At 72.2% G+C, this 16,142-nt stretch carries 16 protein-coding genes; 10 read left to right on the top strand and 6 right to left on the bottom strand.

What is annotated here, in order from left to right; all coding sequences use genetic code 11:
- Positions 1 to 25: 25 nt before the first annotated feature.
- The 3 genes from F1721_RS16485 to F1721_RS16475 all read left to right on the top strand — a co-directional run bounded on the left by F1721_RS16485 (position 26) and on the right by F1721_RS16475 (position 3,969).
- Positions 26 to 628 (top strand): potassium-transporting ATPase subunit C, encoded by a 603-nt coding sequence (locus F1721_RS16485; protein ID WP_150067587.1) that lies wholly within the window; start codon positions 26 to 28, stop codon positions 626 to 628.
- 120 nt (positions 629 to 748) lie between these two features.
- Entirely contained in the window at positions 749 to 3,292 is a 2,544-nt protein-coding gene (locus F1721_RS16480) for a sensor histidine kinase (RefSeq protein WP_150067586.1), read from the top strand.
- Positions 3,289 to 3,969: a response regulator gene (locus F1721_RS16475; RefSeq protein WP_150067585.1), complete on the top strand. Its 681-nt coding sequence runs from the start codon at positions 3,289 to 3,291 to the stop codon at positions 3,967 to 3,969. Before F1721_RS16480 ends, F1721_RS16475 begins: the two co-directional genes overlap by 4 nt.
- 75 nt (positions 3,970 to 4,044) lie before the next feature.
- On the opposite strand, the gene F1721_RS16470 is transcribed toward F1721_RS16475, so the two are convergent.
- The 4 genes from F1721_RS16470 to F1721_RS16455 are packed head-to-tail and all read right to left on the bottom strand — an operon-like array spanning position 4,045 to position 6,826.
- Positions 4,045 to 4,500 (bottom strand): hypothetical protein, encoded by a 456-nt coding sequence (locus F1721_RS16470; protein ID WP_150067584.1) that lies wholly within the window; start codon positions 4,498 to 4,500, stop codon positions 4,045 to 4,047.
- A 6-nt stretch (positions 4,501 to 4,506) separates the two neighbouring features.
- A complete protein-coding gene (locus F1721_RS16465) occupies positions 4,507 to 6,045 on the bottom strand; it encodes a putative T7SS-secreted protein (RefSeq protein ID WP_150067583.1) in 1,539 nt (512 codons plus the stop codon).
- On the bottom strand, positions 6,045 to 6,365 hold the full coding sequence (locus F1721_RS16460) for a hypothetical protein (protein WP_150067582.1): 321 nt from the start codon (positions 6,363 to 6,365) through the stop codon (positions 6,045 to 6,047). Before F1721_RS16460 ends, F1721_RS16465 begins: the two co-directional genes overlap by 1 nt.
- A 26-nt stretch (positions 6,366 to 6,391) precedes the next feature.
- Positions 6,392 to 6,826, bottom strand: a complete 435-nt coding sequence (locus F1721_RS16455) for an SseB family protein (protein WP_170301508.1) — start codon at positions 6,824 to 6,826, stop codon at positions 6,392 to 6,394.
- Positions 6,827 to 7,411: 585 nt separating this feature from the next.
- Here F1721_RS16455 and F1721_RS16450 point away from each other — a divergent pair.
- Genes F1721_RS16450 through F1721_RS16430 form a run of 5 tightly spaced genes read left to right on the top strand, consistent with a single transcriptional unit; the run spans position 7,412 to position 11,145 of the window.
- Positions 7,412 to 7,783, top strand: a complete 372-nt coding sequence (locus tag F1721_RS16450) for a hypothetical protein (RefSeq protein ID WP_246155031.1) — start codon at positions 7,412 to 7,414, stop codon at positions 7,781 to 7,783.
- Positions 7,784 to 7,825: 42 nt separating this feature from the next.
- Entirely contained in the window at positions 7,826 to 8,398 is a 573-nt protein-coding gene (locus F1721_RS16445; RefSeq protein WP_150067580.1) for a DUF3558 family protein, read from the top strand.
- Between the two features lie 9 nt (positions 8,399 to 8,407).
- Entirely contained in the window at positions 8,408 to 9,679 is a 1,272-nt protein-coding gene (locus F1721_RS16440; protein ID WP_150067579.1) for a PPE domain-containing protein, read from the top strand.
- A gap of 2 nt (positions 9,680 to 9,681) precedes the next feature.
- Entirely contained in the window at positions 9,682 to 10,482 is an 801-nt protein-coding gene (locus F1721_RS16435) for an ESX secretion-associated protein EspG (RefSeq protein WP_150067578.1), read from the top strand.
- Between the two features lie 42 nt (positions 10,483 to 10,524).
- Entirely contained in the window at positions 10,525 to 11,145 is a 621-nt protein-coding gene (locus F1721_RS16430; protein WP_150067577.1) for a nucleoside/nucleotide kinase family protein, read from the top strand.
- A gap of 4 nt (positions 11,146 to 11,149) precedes the next feature.
- Here the strand turns inward: F1721_RS16430 and F1721_RS16425 are convergent, their stop codons facing one another.
- Complete coding sequence (locus F1721_RS16425) at positions 11,150 to 11,341, bottom strand: hypothetical protein (protein WP_150067576.1); 192 nt, start codon at positions 11,339 to 11,341, stop codon at positions 11,150 to 11,152.
- The gene (locus F1721_RS16420) at positions 11,338 to 11,847 is read right to left on the bottom strand and encodes a hypothetical protein (RefSeq protein ID WP_150067575.1); all 510 of its coding nucleotides are present in this window, start codon (positions 11,845 to 11,847) and stop codon (positions 11,338 to 11,340) included. The genes F1721_RS16425 and F1721_RS16420 overlap by 4 nt, the downstream gene beginning before the upstream one ends.
- 150 nt (positions 11,848 to 11,997) lie before the next feature.
- On the opposite strand from F1721_RS16420, the gene F1721_RS16415 reads away from it, so the two are divergent.
- Both F1721_RS16415 and smc read left to right on the top strand, forming a co-directional pair.
- A complete protein-coding gene (locus F1721_RS16415) occupies positions 11,998 to 12,282 on the top strand; it encodes an acylphosphatase (protein WP_211840496.1) in 285 nt (94 codons plus the stop codon).
- A gap of 166 nt (positions 12,283 to 12,448) precedes the next feature.
- Positions 12,449 to 16,087 carry a chromosome segregation protein SMC gene (gene smc, locus F1721_RS16410; RefSeq protein WP_150067573.1) on the top strand — a complete coding sequence of 1,213 codons (3,639 nt, stop codon included), beginning with the start codon at positions 12,449 to 12,451 and terminating at the stop codon, positions 16,085 to 16,087.
- Positions 16,088 to 16,142 lie beyond the last annotated feature (55 nt).

The following is a 16,142-nucleotide window of genomic DNA, read 5'->3' as shown; positions in this document are numbered from 1 at the left end:
CGCTGGAACACCTTGAGAGGCACTGATGAAGAGCACACTGCTGCGGCAGACCCTGGCCGGGCTGCGGCTGCTGCTGGTGGCCACCGTCGCGCTGGGCGTGGCGTACCCGCTGGCGATCTGGGGGATCAGCCGGATCCCCGCCCTGCAGGCCAACGCCGAGGGCTCGCAGGTGGTGGTGGACGGCCGGGTGGTGGGGTCGTCGCGGATCGGCATCGACCCGGTCCCCGCCGACCCGGCGCGCGACCCGTACTTCCACACCCGCCCGTCGGCCTCCGCCGAGGGGCCGCTGGGCCCCGGCGACCCGTCGACCACCGGCGGCAGCAACCACGGCGGGGCCAACGAGGAGCTGCTGGCGGCGGTGCAGGAGCGGCGCGCCGCGATCGCCGCCCGCGAGGGTGTGGCGCCGGAGCGGGTCCCCGCCGACGCCGTGACGGCATCGGCCAGCGGTGTGGACCCGGACATCAGCCCGGCCTACGCGGACCTGCAGGCACCGCGCGTGGCCCGCGTCACCGGGCTCCCGCTGGACCAGGTCCGGCGGCTGATCGCGGAGAGCACCACAGGTGGGGTGATCTCCGAGCGGGTGGTCAACGTGACGACCCTCAACGTCGCCGTCCACCAGGCCCGCTGACCAGGAGGTGACCGATTCCGCGAGAAGTTGACCGCCACCCGGGCGAACCGGTCCGGGTGGCGGCGCGGCGGTCCGGTGGGACCCGCCGCTATTAGCAGCAGGTCGTAGGAGACTGGGAGCGTGGCGGAGAAGGGACGGCGGCGCGGCGAGCTGCGGATCTACCTCGGGGCGGCACCGGGGGTCGGCAAGACCTACGCGATGCTCAACGAGGCGCACCGCAGGCTCGAGCGCGGCACCGATGTGGTGGTCGGCTTCGTGGAGGACCACGGCCGGGCCAAGACCGCGGCGCTGCTCGACGGCCTGGAGGTCGTACCGAGGGCGAAGGTGGAGCACCGCGGGGTCCAGCTCACCGAGATGGACCTCGCCGCCGTGCTCGCCCGCAAACCGGAGGTCGCGGTCGTCGACGAGCTCGCGCACACCAACGCACCCGGCTCGCGCAACGAGAAGCGCTGGCAGGACATCGAGGAGCTGCTCGAGGCCGGGATCACCGTGCTGTCCACGGTGAACGTGCAGCACCTGGAAAGCCTCAACGACGTGGTGGAGTCGATCACCGGCATCCGCCAGCAGGAGACGGTGCCGGACGAGGTGGTGCGCCGAGCCGAGCAGATCGAGCTCAGCGACATCACCCCCGAGGCGCTCCGCCGCCGCATGGCGCACGGCAACATCTACGCCGCCGATCGCGTGGATGCCGCGCTGGGCAACTACTTCCGCACCGGCAACCTCACCGCGCTGCGCGAGCTGGCGCTGCTGTGGCTGGCCGACCAGGTGGACGTGGCGCTGCGCCGGTACCGCGCGGAGAAGAAGATCACCGACACCTGGGAGGCCCGCGAGCGGGTGGTCGTGGCCGTCACCGGCGGCCCGGAGAGCGAGACGCTGATCCGCAGGGCCCGCCGCATCGCGGCCCGCGCTGGCGCGGAGCTCCAGGTGGTGCACGTGCTGCGCAGCGACGGCCTCGCGGGCGCCTCGCCGAGCGGTGTCGCCCGGGCCCGCAAGCTCGCCGACGCCGTCGGCGCCAGCTTCCACACGGTCGTCGGCGACGACGTGCCGGAGGCGCTGCTGGAGTTCGCCCGCGCCGCGGACGCCACGCAGCTGGTGGTCGGCACCTCCCGCCGCTCCCGGTGGGCGCGCCTGTTCGACGAGGGCATCGGTGCGGTCACCGTGCAGAAGTCCGGCGCCATCGACGTGCACATGGTCACCCACCCCGAAGCCGGGGGACGGCGGCTGCTGCGGAGGATCGCCCGCAACCCGCTGTCCGCGGTGCGGCAGTTCTGGGGCTGGGCGCTGTCGGTGCTGCTGCCCGGCGCGGTCACCGCGGTGGCGTACTGCACCGACTTCGACGCGCTGTCCACCGACGTGGTCGCGTACTTCCTGGTCACCGTCATCGTCGCGCTGGTCGGCGGGATGGCGCCGGCGATCGTCGCGGCGCTGCTGTCCGGCGGGCTGCTGAACTTCTTCCTGACCCCTCCGCTGTACACGCTGACCGTGGCCGAACCGCAGAACCTGGTGACGGTGATCGCGATGATGATCGTCGGCATGGTGGTCGCGTTCACGGTCGACCGCGCCGCGCGGCTGGCGGAGAAGGCCGCCAACGCGCGCACCGAAGCAGCGCTGCTGACCTCCTACGCCCGGACCGTGCTCACCCACCCGGACCCGCTGCCCCGGCTGCTGGAGAAGGTGGTGGAGAACTTCGGCCTGACCTCGGCGGCGCTGCTGGAGCGCAGCGAAGACGGCTGGCACGTCGCGGCGGCCACCGGCGCCGAACCGTGCGCCCGCCCCGAGGAGTCCGATGTGGACATCGAGGTGAACCAGGACGTGCACCTGGTGCTGCGGCGCCCGGGCCGCCGACCGCTCCCGGCCGCCGACCGCACCGTCCTGGAGGGCGCGGCGGGCCAAGCCCTGGTGGCGCTGCGCCAGCAGCGGATGGCCGCCGAGGCGCAGGAGGCCCAGCGCCGCGCCGACGCCACCCAGCTGCGGACCGCGCTGCTGTCCGCGGTCGGCCACGACCTGCGCACCCCGCTGGCGTCGATCAAGGCCTCGGTGAGCAGCCTGCGCGCGCCCGACCTGCAGCTGTCGGAGGAGGACACCGCCGAGCTGCTGGCCGGGGTGGAGGAGTCCGCGGACCGGTTGACCGACCTGGTCGGCAACCTGCTGGACTCCTCCCGGCTGGCCACCGGCGCCATCGCCCCGCGGCTGCGCCCGATCAGCTACGACGAGGTGGTGGCCGGGGCGCTGGCCGGGCTGGACGGCCAGCAGCACATCGACGTCGAGATCGACGAGTCGCTGCCCCCGGTGCTGGCCGACGCAGGCCTGCTGGAGCGGGTGGTGGCGAACGTGGTGCAGAACGCGCTGAAGTACGGGCGCCCGGACGGCGGCCGGATCGGCGTCCGCGCCAGCGCGCACGCCGCCCGCGTGGAGCTGCGGGTGGTCGACCACGGCCCGGGCCTGCCCGAAGGCGCGGCGGAGGCGGTGTTCGCCCCGTTCGAGCGCCTCGGCGAGCACGGCGAGCGCGGCGACCAGGGACCGGCCGGGGTCGGTCTGGGGCTGAGCGTGGCGCAGGGGTTCATGACCGCGATGGACGGCGCGATCCGCGCCGAGGACACCCCCGGCGGCGGGCTGACGATCGTGCTGTCGCTACCGGCGGCGGACGGACAGGGGAGACGATGACGAAGGTCCTGGTGATCGACGACGAACCGCAGCTGCTGCGCGCACTGCGGATCAACCTGAGCGCCCGCGGCTACCAGGTGCTCACCGCTGTGGACGGCGCGTCCGCGCTGCGCGCCGCGAGCGACGGCAAACCCGACGTGGTGGTGCTCGACCTCGGCCTGCCGGACATGGACGGCGGCGAGGTCATCGCGGGCCTGCGCGGCTGGACCACGGTGCCGATCATCGTGCTCTCGGCCCGCACCGACTCCACGGACAAGGTGCTGGCGCTGGACGCCGGAGCGGACGACTACGTCACCAAGCCCTTCGGCATGGACGAACTGCTGGCCCGCCTGCGCGCGGCGGTGCGCCGGGCCAACACCAGCGGCGCGGCCGACCAACCGGTGGTGGAGACCGCGACGTTCACCGTCGACCTGCCCGCGAAGAAGGTCCTGCGCGACGGCGCGGAGGTCCACCTGACGCCGACCGAGTGGGGCATGCTCGAAGTCCTGGCCCGCAACCAGGGCCGCCTGGTGGGCCAGAAGCAGCTGCTCAAGGAGGTCTGGGGCCCCCAGTACGCGAACGAGACCCACTACCTCCGCGTCTACCTGGCCCAACTCCGCCGCAAGCTGGAACAGGACCCCAGCCACCCGAAGCACCTGATCACCGAACCAGGCATGGGCTACCGCTTCGAACTCTGAGCGGCCCGGAGCGCTCGTGAGCGCTTTTGGTTGCTACAGCGACTGAAAGCACTCACGAGCATGGTCTGGGGCGGGTCAGCGGGCGTAGCTGGCTCCGAAGGTGTTGGTCCACGCCCGGCTCTGCGGGTTCTCCCATTCCTGGCGCCAGAGGAACTGCTCCTCCCACGACGTGGCGAGCGCCTGCAGGTCGCGTTCGTGGTTCAGGACGTGGACCTCGGACGAGGGCGCTGCCCCGAAGTTCCGGTAGACCCGCAGGTGATCCGGGCTGCAGGGGTGCTGAGGGGTGCCGTGCCAGGCATCCCGGCGAGCTCCCGCGACGAGCAGCTGCCAACCGCGCCCGTACAACTGCCTGCGGACGCCCATCAGACCGCGGAACAGGTCCGGGCCCGCGGCCCCGACCTCCGGGCAGGTGCCCCCGCCCTCGGGCGAGATCCAGACGTGGACCTCCTGGCCGACACGGCCCCACTTGATCACGCAGGGCTGGGCCTGCCTCTCCGGCCCGAATCCCAGGACGGTGCGTGCGTTCTCCATCGCTGATCAGTCCCTTCCCTTCAGCTGGTCCAAGTAACGTGCCGAGTTCAACCACTCCCGTTCCAGCGCTTGTCGCGTGCCGGGATCCAGGTTCGGGTCCCTCAGCGCGCGGTCGTACCTCGCCAGTTCGTCGTTCACCCGGGCGATTTCCTCCGCCCGGGCTGCCGGGTTGTCGAGGTTCACGGGCGGGCTCTCCGGCACCGGGTCGGGTGCCGGGTCCGGTGCGTGGTCGGGGGTGCCCTTGCCGTCGTCGAGCCAGCTGTCCGGGGTGTCGTGGTCGTCGAACCAGTCCGGCAGTTCGCGGCCCCGGGGTTCCGGGGCCGGGGTCTGCGGGGGTTCCGGGTCGGGGAGCGGGTCCGAGCCCTTGGGGCCGAATTCGTGCCCGTCCCACGGGTTCGGGCTCGCGGGGGCCTCCGGGGCGCGCGGCGGGGGCGGGGAGTCGATGTCGCCCCAGGGCGGCGAGTTGTCCGGGGCGTGGCGGCCGAGGTCGCCGGCCCGGTCGGCGGTGCGGGAGATGTCGCCCGCGGTGTCGGCCACGTCGGTGATCCGGTCGGTGGACTTGATGACCTTGGTGGCGATTCCGGCGCCACCGGCGATGGAGCCCACCGCGTCGGGGACCATCGAGCCCATCGCCCTGGCCGGGTTCTCCTTCCAGCCGTCCACGTCGACCACGGTCTTGACGGCCTGCCAGGGGTTCTCGATGACCGACTGGATCGTGGTGGCCGCGGTTTCGTTGAACTTCGCGTAGCCCTCGGGGTCGACGAACTGCACGCCGGGCGTGCTGTAGAAGTACGCCTTGCCCAGACCGACGCCGAGTCCGACCACGCCGGTGACCGTGCCGACGACGCCTTCGACCGCGCCAGCGCCGATGTCGTAGAGCGTCCCGCCGATCAGCTGCCCGACATCGGCGATTTGCGCGCCGAGTTGGCTGAGCTTGCTCGGCGCTGCCGGGGCGCTCATCGCCGCGTTCGTGACGGCTTTCGCGGCGCGGTCGCCAGCTTCCTGCACGGCAGCCTTCGCCGCTGCGATCTCGCGCTGCGCCCGCTCCCGGGCTTCAGCGCCGGGGTCCACGAACGCACCCGGGGCCGAGCCCGAACCACCCGAGTTGTAGGCCTCGACGGCCGCGTTGTGCTTGGCGGTGGCCGCTTCCGAGGCCTCGTTCGCGCGATCCAGCTCCTCCTTCGCCCGCTGCGCGCGGGGTTTCTCGGTGGCCAGGACCCGGTGGTAGTCCATCACGGCCTTGCCCGCATCGCTGAACGCGTCGGCGGCCTTCAACCATTCACCCGGCGCCCTGTCCAGGAAGTTCTCCCGGAACGCGTCCCCGGCCTGTCCGGTCCAGCCGCCGGAGTCGATCGACTTGATGCCCCGCCCGGCTCGTTCGAAAGCGGTGCCGAGAGTGGTCAGGTGATCGCCGATCTCGGCGACGGTCACCGGATCGCCCGGGATGACGTCCTGCGGGCCGATCCCGGTCAGCTGACCGAGCTTGTGCAGCTCGTGCCCGGCTTCGGCGAGGTCCTGGTCGAAGGTGCTGCTGTTGCTGACCATCAGCCCTCCCGCAGACTTGCGATGAGCTTCTGCTCGGCCTCGGCGTCCATCTGCTGGTAGGCCGCGCGGGACTCGCCGAGCGCGTCCGCAGCGGCGTAGCCGTCCTCGACCATGTACCGGACGCCCCATTCCCAGGAGACGCCGAACTGGATCAGAGCGCCGCCGAGCGTCTCGTGCCCGACGTGCACGGCCGAGTTGAGCAGGCCCTCCTTCAGGCCCATGCCCTGCTCGCCAACTGCGGCACCGCCCCACCCGGCCATTTCGCCGAGTTCGGCCACGGCGCCGCGGATGCCTTCCTCGGCATCCTGCAACGCGCCCACGTCGACGCGAAAACCGTCGTGCGCCATCAATTCCCGCCTTCGGTGAGTGCGATCTCATCGGGTACCAGACCGGCGACCGGGCCCAGCGCGGTGCTGTGCTCGGAACCGGCGTCGACGACCAGGCCGGTGCCCTCGGGCAGGGCGGGCAGGCACTGGTCGAGCAGCTCGGCCCCGGTCAGCTCCGCGTAGCGCACCACGTCCGAACCGCGACCGGATGCGCGGTAGAACTCGGCCATCCGGGGCAGCGAGGTGAACGCACCGAGCCAGCCCAGTTCGCCCTCGCGCGCGGTGACCAGCGCCACGCCACCGTCCTCATCGGACACCGGCACGAAGAGCGCGGTGTCGCGGAGAACTCCGGCCAGCTGCTCGAGCGAGCAGCGGTCGGTGCGGAACGAGTGCAGGGCGTCGACGAGGTCGACGGCCGGGGCGGGCGGGGTGAACAGCACGCCGCTGAGGCGCAAAACCCCTTCAGAGCGCGGAAACCCGATTCCCGGGCGCGGATGTGCGAGCGTCATGGTGCCACGCCTCCCCAACGTGGACAATGAAGATCAACCGGGGCGGAACCGTATCAAGTGGACCCATCGGCGGGGCCGGAGTCGGACTTGCTCCCCATGTCGGTTGAATCACGGCGCTTATTGCTCCCTTCAGCGGTAAAGGAGCGGCGGGGATGAGGTTCTTCTCATTTTCGGGATCGCTGGATTCCGCCGTCGTGGAATCAATTGCGGGCGCTCGGTGCCGTTTCCGGGATTCGAGAATCCGTCGGTGCGACTTGTTTCTTCTCGCAACCAACGAAAGGCCCGGTCGTGCTGCCTGGTGGGGCCCGGCCGAGGCGGGGAGAGGTGCTGTCCGGACCCCGGCGAGCTGGGCCGGAGCGGCGCCGGAGGGGCTTTTGCCGGTTTTCGGATTTCGCCGTCGCATTCGCGATCGCGCATGGTGGCGTTGGGTTCCTGTGAAGTTCTCGCGACTTGCTGACGGGCGTTGAACGCCGCTGCTATCGTCGCGGACGACTCGGTGATCAGAAGCCGCTGACTGGGGGTTTTCCCGCGATGACGACGCCAGCACCGCCGCCACCGCCGCCGGGACCGGGCGGCGGCCAGACCATCACCGTGAACAAGGACAACGTCCTCGAAGTGCGCAAGGTCATCCTCGCCGCAGCGGAGGACGCTCGAATCAAGTTGTCGAGCCTGGCGCCGAACTTGATCGTCCGGGCCCCGGGGGACGACGAGGTCAGCAAGACGGCGGCCGCGGTGTGGACCGGGAACCTGGTCGGCAACGAGGACTCCCACTACGCGCGCCTCATGCAGTACGTGTCCAACGTCTTCGACCTGGGGATGCAGCTGGAAGAGGCGGCCAAGCAGTACGGCTACTCGGACGACGAGATCGCTGCATCGTTCAGTCCGCAGCAGAACCAGGTGTGAGGGGCCCCTGTGCGAGCGCGAATTCGGTACGGGTTGATCGCGATGGCCGCGACTGCGGTCTCGCTGACCGGGTGCACGGTCAACGGACCCGACCCCGCACCCGAACCCGGCGGCACGACACCGACTTCGAGCGCCGAACCGGCGTCGTTCGACTTCCCGGCGCGTCCTGCCGAGCTCCCGATCGCGGGCAAGCAGGACGCTGACGTGTGCACCTGGCTCGCTTCGGAGCAGAAGGCGCAGCTGGAGGTCGGCGGCGGTCGTCCGGTGGTCAAGAGCGGGAACAACTACAACGGTTGCACATTCCTCGGCCAGTCCGGCCGCGCGCAGTACGGGATCTCGCTGCGGGTCGTGCCCGAAGGGCTCGACGCCTTCGCGAAGAAGCTCGCCGATTCCGCCCCCGCGCAGGACCAGGTCAACGGTTTCGGAGCGGTGCGGAGCCAGGTGCCGGGTGCCGAAGGCCTCGGTTGCGCGGTGTTCGTGGACGCAGCTGAAGGGCAGACGCTCTACGTCGACATGACCCTGACCACGCCCGGCGCCATGGACGACCAGCAGATGTGCGAGAAGGCCGGGCAGGCCGCTGCTGCGGCGGTGACGACCTTGCAGGCCAAGGGCTAGGGGGACGTTGTGACGAGCATCGATCCGATCCGCGACATCCGGTTCGAGGGGATGGACATCCCCCAGCTCCAGGAGTGGATCACGCAGGTCAAGCAGGGGCGCGGCACGGAGTCGATGCAGTCCGCGGTGCGGGCGCTGGACGAGTGCGTGAAGGTCGTCGTCGAGCTGGACGAGACGCTGCGCCGGGAGCTCGGCAAGCTGCAGGTCGCCTGGGAGGGCAATGCGGGTGACCTCGCCGCCGCCGCGACCCAGCAGCAGTCGGTGTTCATGTCCGACGCCCCGGATCCGCTGCGGGCCTCCGCGCAGAGCGTCGACGAGCAGGGCCGCGGGTACGAGTCCGCGCGCCACACCTTGCCGAACACCGACGAGCTGCGGCACAAGCAGTCGGAGAACGCGCTTGAGTGGGCCGGTGGCGCTTTCGGCTACGAGAGCGACTACGACCAGGAGGCCAAGCAGATCGACGCCAACAAGAAGGCCGCGCAGGCCGCGCTGGCGTCCTACCGCGACACCTCGGTGACCCAGGCGGAGAGCTACCAGCCGCTGCCGGAGATGCCGCCCGCGACCGTGTCCCCGCAATCGGCTTCGCCGAGCGGCATGGCCGGTTCCGGGATCGGCTCGGGGGTCGTCGTGGCGGGTACCGTCGGCGGTTCTGCGCAGCCCGGCGTCGGTTCCCCCGGCGTGGGTACGCCCGGGAGCGCGGTGCCCGGTGGCGGGGTCGTGGTCGGCGGCGACGGCCGGTCCGGCCAGGGGCGTCCCGGTGAGCGCGGGGTTTCGCCGCGACCCGGGGACCGCCCCGACGACCGGAAGAAGGCCGAGATCGACCGGGGCGGCGAGGCGGACCCGACGCCGGAGGCGACCGGGGACAGCGGTGGCATCAGCGCCGGGACCGTGCTCGGTATCGCCGCCGGTGGTGCGGCTGTCGCGGGCATCGGCGCGTACGCCGCGAGCCGCGTGCTCGGCGGTCGGGGTGCTCCGGCGCCCGCGACCCCGGCGCCCGGTGGGTCCGTGGCGCGCGGCGGGAGCGTGGGCGGCGGACCCGGTGACACCACGGCCGGGAAGTCCGCGGGCAGCACCCCGGGCAGCCGCCCGGCGGCGGGCTCGATGATGGGCCCGGCCGCGACCCGCGGCGAGAAGCGCAGCGAGGACGCCGAGCACGAGAACAAGTACGTCGCGGAGGAAACCCCCTTCGACGACGAGCGGCTGGTCGCGCCGCCGGTGCTGGGCGGTGCCGAGCGCGACGACGAGCCGCCCGCCGAGGCCGAGCCGAAGAAGCAGGACTGACGTTGCGACCTGGAGCCGAAGCCGATCCGATCGTGCTGTCCACATTGGAGTTCGATGTGGTCTGCGAGGCGGAGAAGCTCACCGAGCACCGGCACATCGTGCTGGACGTGCCCAGCCCGGGGACGACCTACACCGAGCGCGCCGAGCTGGTGGCCGGGGCGTGGGCGTCGCTGCGCGACAAGCGCCTCGCCGAACCCGGCCGCGACCGGCTGGACGTCGACTTCGCCGACCTGGTCGGCCTGCTCGACCGCCCGCAGCGCAGCGTGGACGTGCGGATCTGGGCCGACCGGTCGATCCGCGCGCTGGCCTCGGCGAACGGCTCGGCCGGGCTGCTGACCATCGTGGACGCCGACGTGGTGGAGCTGACCCCGATCCGGGGCGGCGCGCTGGCCGAGGCGGCGGTGTCCGTCGCGGGCGACATGCCCGCCGGGACCGGCCGGGCGGTGAGCCTGCCCAACGACGTCCTGCGCAAGGCCAGCGACTACGCGGGCCCGGACAACCCGCTGGCGTTCAGCGACGAGCTGCGCGCGCTGGGCATCCCGCCGGACGACGCGGCCGACGTCGCCCACATGGCCAACGGCATGGGCATCCGCGGCCAGTTCGGCGTGGAGGCCAGCCGGAACCGCGGCCGCCCGGAGCGGGCCAACCGGGTGGTGGCCTTCCACGACACCGACCAGGGCCGCTACCTGCACGTGGTCCGCACCAGCGGCGACGGCCGCCGCTGGAGCACGATCGCCCCGGCGGACAACGCCCGGATCGCCGAGTACACCCGGGAACTGCTCACCGAGGTCTGGGAGGACTGAGCGCGCTCTCGTAGCCTGGCGGCGGTCACGGGAGGTGTCAGCTTGGTCGGGTACGTGGAGCTGGTGAAGCGCGCGCGGGCGCTTGCCGACAGCGGGCAGCGGCGGGTCTTGGGGATCACCGGCGCGCCTGGAGCGGGGAAGGGGACCGTCGCCGAGCGGGTCCTCCGGGAGCTCGGCGATGCCGCGGTGATCGTGCCGATGGACGGGTTTCACCTGGCGAACGCGCAGCTGCGGCGGTTGGGGCGGGAGGACCGCAAGGGCGCGCCCGACACCTTCGACGCTGCCGGGTACGTGGCGCTGCTGCGTCGCATCCGGGCCGCCGAGGAGACGGTGTACGCGCCGGAGTTCCACCGTGAGATCGAGGAGTCCTACGCCGGGGCGATCGCGGTGCCGCCGGATGTTCCGCTGGTAATCACCGAAGGCAACTACCTGCTGCTGGACACGCCGCCGTGGTCCGAGGTGCGTGAGCTGCTCGACGAGTGCTGGTTCCTCGCCCCGGACGACGAGATCCGGGTGCAGCGGCTCGTCGCCCGGCACGTCTCGCACGGCCGGACGCCGGTGGAGGCGGAGGAGTGGGTGCGGCGCAGCGACGAGGCCAACGCGGCCCTGATCGCGCCCACCCGCGCCCGTGCCGACCTGGTCGTCGTCGGCGACCCGCGCTGACCGGTCAGTCCCGTTCGGCGAGCTCGGCGCGCACGTCGTCCGGGATGCGGCCGGTGTGGTCGATCGGCGTCCAGGGCTCGCTGCGCACCCACTGCGAGCCGCAGCCCCGGCAGGCCAGCAGCGGCAGGCCGTTGAGCTGCTTGCGCGTCCGGTGCCACGAGCACAGCGACCGGCACGAGTGCACGGCCAGCGTCATTCGGGACCGCCCGCGGTCTCGGAGTAGGTGGTGTGCGTCGTCGTGGACGTTTCGCTGGTCGGCGGTTCCTCCGTCGGCGTGGTCGTCTCGCTGGTCGGCGGGTTCCCAGTCGGCGTCGGGTCGGGAGTCGGGTCCGGCCCCGGCCCCGGGCCGGTGGGCCGCGGCGGCGGGGTATGACCCGGTGGCGGCGCCACATCGCTCGGCGAGCTCGGGGCGGTGCTGGTCGCCGTGCTGGTGCTGCTGCTGGTGGTGCTCTCCTGCGAGGACTCCGCGCTAATGGGTGGCGGGGGCGGCAGCAGCGGTGGCACGGAGGTCGTGGTGCTCGCCGGGCGGGAGGTCGCGGTCGGCTTCAGCGAGAAGTCCGGGGTGGCCTCGGTCTGCTGCTGGGTCCCGGCCACCATCGCGGCCGTGGTCGCGAACGCGGTGGCCACCACGATGCCCGCCGCGGCCAGCACCACCAGGCGCTTCGGCCGCGCGTCCGGGTCTTCCACCTGCAACGGGTCCATCGGTGCCCCACTCGTCGGCGCTTCGCGCGGTCGTGCACCGGATGCGCCGAAACACCCGGCCTCCGCAGAATCGCGGCGGATCATACCGGCCCGGCCAGATGCGGTGGACGCGCTGGGGCGGGCGCGGGGTGGGTGCGGCATCATGCCGGCGTGACGGATTCCGGAGCTGCGCGGTTGACCGCATGGGTGCACGGACATGTGCAGGGCGTGGGTTTTCGCTGGTGGACGCGATCTCGGGCGCTGGAGCTGGGGCTGGTCGGCAGCGCTACGAACCTCCCGGCGAACCGCGTCGAGGTGGTGGCCGAAGGGCCCCGCGAAGCCTGCGAGAAGCTCCTGGCGGCCCTGCGCTCCGGCGAGACCCCGGGCCGCGTCGACTTCGTCGCCGAGCAGTGGTCCGACCCCAAGGGCGGCCTCACCGGCTTCGTCGAGCGCTGACCCGGCGTTTGCCCTGGTCAGCTCCCGTGCGCACTTTCCGGGGGCAGAGCACCGGAAAATGCTCACGGGCCACCACCTGCGGTTCTGCGTGGTCGGAGGAGGCGGCAGAGGTAGGCTCGGCCGGACGTGACCAGGGGTACCAACCACGGGAAGGTCGATCGCAGCCGTGCACCTGAAGAGCCTGACGCTGAAGGGGTTCAAGTCCTTCGCCTCGGCCACCACGCTGCGCTTCGAGCCCGGCATCACCTGCGTCGTCGGGCCGAACGGATCCGGCAAGTCGAACGTGCTCGACGCGCTGCGCTGGGTGATGGGCGAGCAGGGCGCCAAGGACCTCCGCGGCGGCAAGATGGAGGACGTGATCTTCGCGGGCACCGCGGGCCGCGCCCCGCTGGGCCGCGCCGAGGTCACGCTGACCATCGACAACACCGACGGCGCGCTGCCGATCGACTACACCGAGGTCTCCATCACCCGCCGGATGTTCCGCGACGGGGCCAGCGAGTACGAGATCAACGGCAACTCGTGCCGGTTGATGGACGTGCAGGAGCTGCTGTCGGACTCCGGCATCGGCCGCGAGATGCACGTCATCGTCGGGCAGGGGCAGCTGGCCTCGATCCTGCAGGCCAAGCCCGAGGAGAACCGGCGGCTCATCGAAGAGGCCGCGGGCGTGCTCAAGCACCGCAAGCGCAAGGAAAAAGCGCTGCGCAAGCTCGACGCGATGCAGGCCAACCTGACCCGGTTGACCGACCTCACCGGTGAGCTGCGCCGCCAGCTCAAGCCGCTCGGCAAGCAGGCCGAGATCGCCCGCAAGGCCCAGACCGTGCAGGCCGACCTGCGCGACGCCCGGCTGCGCCTGATCGCCGACGACCTGGTCACCGCGCGCGCCGACCTGGCCCGCGACGAGGCCGACCAGGAAGCCGCCCGCGCCAAGCGCGCTGAGGTGGAGCGGGCGCTGCAGTTCGCGCAGTCCGAGGAGAAGGCCCTCGAGGAGCAGGTCGCCGCCGACGCGCCGCGGCTCAACCGCGCGCAGGAGACCTGGTACCGCCTGTCCGCGCTGGAAGAGCGGTTGCACGGCACGCTGCGGCTGGCCGCCGAGCGGCACCGGCACCTGACCGCGCAGACCGACGAGCAGCGGACGGGCCGCGATCCCGACCAGCTGGAGGCGGAGGCCGAGGAAGCCGCCGAGCAGGAGATCGAGCTGCGCGAGCAGTTGGAGGAGGCGCGGGAAGCCCTGCACGAGGTGGTGCAGCGCCGCTCGGAGCTGGAATCGGCGCTCAAGCAGGCAGAACAGGCCCACCTGGCCGCGGTCCGGGCGATCGCCGACCGCCGGGAGGGCGCCGCTCGTCTGTCCGGCCAGGTCGAGTCGCTGCGCAGCAAGGTCAACGACACCTCCGACGAGATCGAGCGGCTGTCCGACGCGCTGGAGGAGGCCACCGCCCGCGCGGAGGAGGCCGAGCGGGCGCTGGCCGACGCCGAGGAGGAGAGCGGCGGCTACGACTCCGACGACGCGGGCCTGCAGGAGCGCCGCGAATCCGCCGCCGAGGCGCGCGACGCCGCGCGGGCGCGGGTGGAGGAGCTGGTCAAGGCGGAACGGGCCGCGGAGCGGGAGATCGCGTCGTGGAAGGCCCGCGTCGAGGCCCTGTCGATGGGCTTGCAGCGCAAGGACGGCGCGGGCGCGCTCATGGCGGCCGGGGACCGGGTGCCCGGGCTGCTCGGTTCGGTCGCAGCGCTGCTGACCGTCGAACCCGGTGCGGAAGCCGCGCTGGCGGCGGCGCTGGGCGCGGTGGCGGACGCGGTCGCGGTCCGCGGCGTGACCGACGCGGTGACCGCGCTGGAACTGCTCCGCGCCGACGAAGCTGGCCAGGCGGGTCTGCTCATCGGGACCGAGGTGGAGCCGGACCGCTCCGACTGGCCGCAGCTGCCCGGTTCGGCGCGCTGGGCGGTCGACCTGATCAGCGCCCCGGATGGTCTCCGCGCGGCGGTGACCAGGGCGCTCGACCGGGTCGCCGTGGTCGGTTCGCTGGCCGAGGCGGGCGAACTCGTCCAGCGCCACCCGGAAGTCCGCGCGGTCACCGCAGATGGCGACGTCCTCGGCGCGCACTGGGCGATCGGCGGCTCCGACAACCGGCAGAGCGCCATCGAGGTGCAGGCCGCGGTCGACGAAGCCGAACGCGAACTCGCCGCGGCCCAGCGCCGCGCCGAACAGCACTCGGCCGCGCTGGAAGGCGCACGGGCGGAGGAGGAATCCCGCCGCGCCGAAGTCCGCGCGATCCAGGAGCAGATCAACGACGCGAAGGTCCAGCGCGCCCGAAGCACCGAACGGCTCTCCAGCCTCCAGCGCGCGGCCCGCTCCGCGGCGGCCGACGTCGAGCGTGCGCGCGACCAGCGGGTGAAGGTCGAGCAGTCCCGCGAGCAGTCCCTGGTCAAGCTCGCCGAACTCGAAGAACGCCTGCGCATCGTCAAGACCGAGCAGGACGAGGCCGCCGAGCCCGACACCGCGGACCGCGACCGGTTGAGCGCCGAGCTCACCACCGTCCGCCAGCAGGAGATGGACGCGCGGCTCACCCAGCGCACAGCCGAAGAGCGCGCCCGAGCGGTGCAAGGACGCGCGGACCAGCTGCGCCGCGCAGCGCGGCACGAGCGCGAAGCGCGGGCCCGCGCGGAGGCGGCGCGCAAGGCCAAGGAACGCGCAGCGCGCGTGACGCAGGCCGTGGTCGCGGGCTGCGAGACCGCGCTGGAGCGCATCGCGCAGTCGCTGCGCGCCGCGACGGAGGAGCGGGATGTCGCGCAGGCCAAGCAGAGCGAGCACGAGCAGGCGCTCGGCGCGATCCGCGCGCGGGTGCGTGAGCTCAGCGGTGAGCTGGAGAAGCTGACCGACGCGGTGCACCGCGACGAGGTCGTGCGCGCCGAGCAGCGGCTGCGGATCGAGCAGCTCGAGACCAAGATCATCGAGGACTTCGGGATCGGGCTGGACGACCTGGTGGACGAGTACGGGCCCACCGTGCCGATCCCGCCCGGCCCGGCCGAGCTCGCCGAGTACGAGGCGGCGAAGGAGCGCGGCGAGGACGTCAGCGCACCGCCGCCGGTGCCGTTCGACCGCGCCGCCCAGGAGCGCCGCGCCAAGCGCGCCGAGAAGGACCTCTCCCTGCTGGGCAAGGTGAACCCGCTCGCGCTGGAGGAGTTCGCCGCGCTGGAGGAGCGCTACAAGTTCCTGTCCACGCAGCTGGAGGACCTCAAGGACAGCCGCCGCGACCTGCTCAGCGTGGTCAAGGAGGTCGACGAGAAGATCCTCGAGGTGTTCTCCTCGGCCTTCCAGGACGTGGCGCGCGAGTTCGAGACGGTCTTCAAGGTCCTCTTCCCGGGCGGCGAAGGACGTCTGACGCTCACCGACGCCGAGGACATGCTGACCACCGGCGTCGAGGTCGAAGCGCGCCCGCCGGGCAAGAAGGTCAAGCGGCTGTCGCTGCTGTCCGGTGGCGAGAAGTCGCTGACCGCGGTGGCCATGCTGGTGTCGATCTTCCGCGCCCGCCCCTCGCCGTTCTACGTGATGGACGAGGTCGAGGCGGCGCTGGACGACACCAACCTGCGCCGCCTGATCACCCTGCTCGACCAGCTGCGCACCACCTCGCAGCTGATCATCATCACGCACCAGAAGCCGACCATGGAGATCGCCGACGCGCTCTACGGCGTGACCATGCGCGGCGACGGCATCACGCAGGTGATCTCCCAGCGCCTGCGCGGCGAACCGGAGAAGAACCAGGCCCCGGACGCCCCGGCCGAAGGCGACGTCGCCGCGGTGCTGGACTAGATGATTCCTGGCTCGTGAGCACTTTCTGGGGCTATAGGCCCACAAAGTGCTCACG

The sequence above is a fragment of the Saccharopolyspora hirsuta genome (assembly GCF_008630535.1).
In the GTDB taxonomy this organism is placed as follows: Bacteria; Actinomycetota; Actinomycetes; order Mycobacteriales; family Pseudonocardiaceae; genus Saccharopolyspora; species Saccharopolyspora hirsuta.
This window is presented reverse-complemented; position numbering and strand designations above follow the sequence as displayed.

Bases quoted from the DNA above. Each gene is read 5' to 3' on its own strand.
- F1721_RS16485 (WP_150067587.1), top strand. From the start codon at position 26: ATGAAGAGCACACTGCTGCGGCAGACCCTGGCCGGGCTGCGGCTGCTG.
- F1721_RS16475 (WP_150067585.1), top strand. From the start codon at position 3,289: ATGACGAAGGTCCTGGTGATCGACGACGAACCGCAGCTGCTGCGCGCA.
- F1721_RS16470 (WP_150067584.1), bottom strand. From the start codon at position 4,500: ATGGAGAACGCACGCACCGTCCTGGGATTCGGGCCGGAGAGGCAGGCC.
- F1721_RS16465 (WP_150067583.1), bottom strand. From the start codon at position 6,045: ATGGTCAGCAACAGCAGCACCTTCGACCAGGACCTCGCCGAAGCCGGG.
- F1721_RS16450 (WP_246155031.1), top strand. From the start codon at position 7,412: ATGACGACGCCAGCACCGCCGCCACCGCCGCCGGGACCGGGCGGCGGC.
- F1721_RS16445 (WP_150067580.1), top strand. From the start codon at position 7,826: ATGGCCGCGACTGCGGTCTCGCTGACCGGGTGCACGGTCAACGGACCC.
- F1721_RS16425 (WP_150067576.1), bottom strand. From the start codon at position 11,341: ATGACGCTGGCCGTGCACTCGTGCCGGTCGCTGTGCTCGTGGCACCGG.
- F1721_RS16420 (WP_150067575.1), bottom strand. From the start codon at position 11,847: ATGGACCCGTTGCAGGTGGAAGACCCGGACGCGCGGCCGAAGCGCCTG.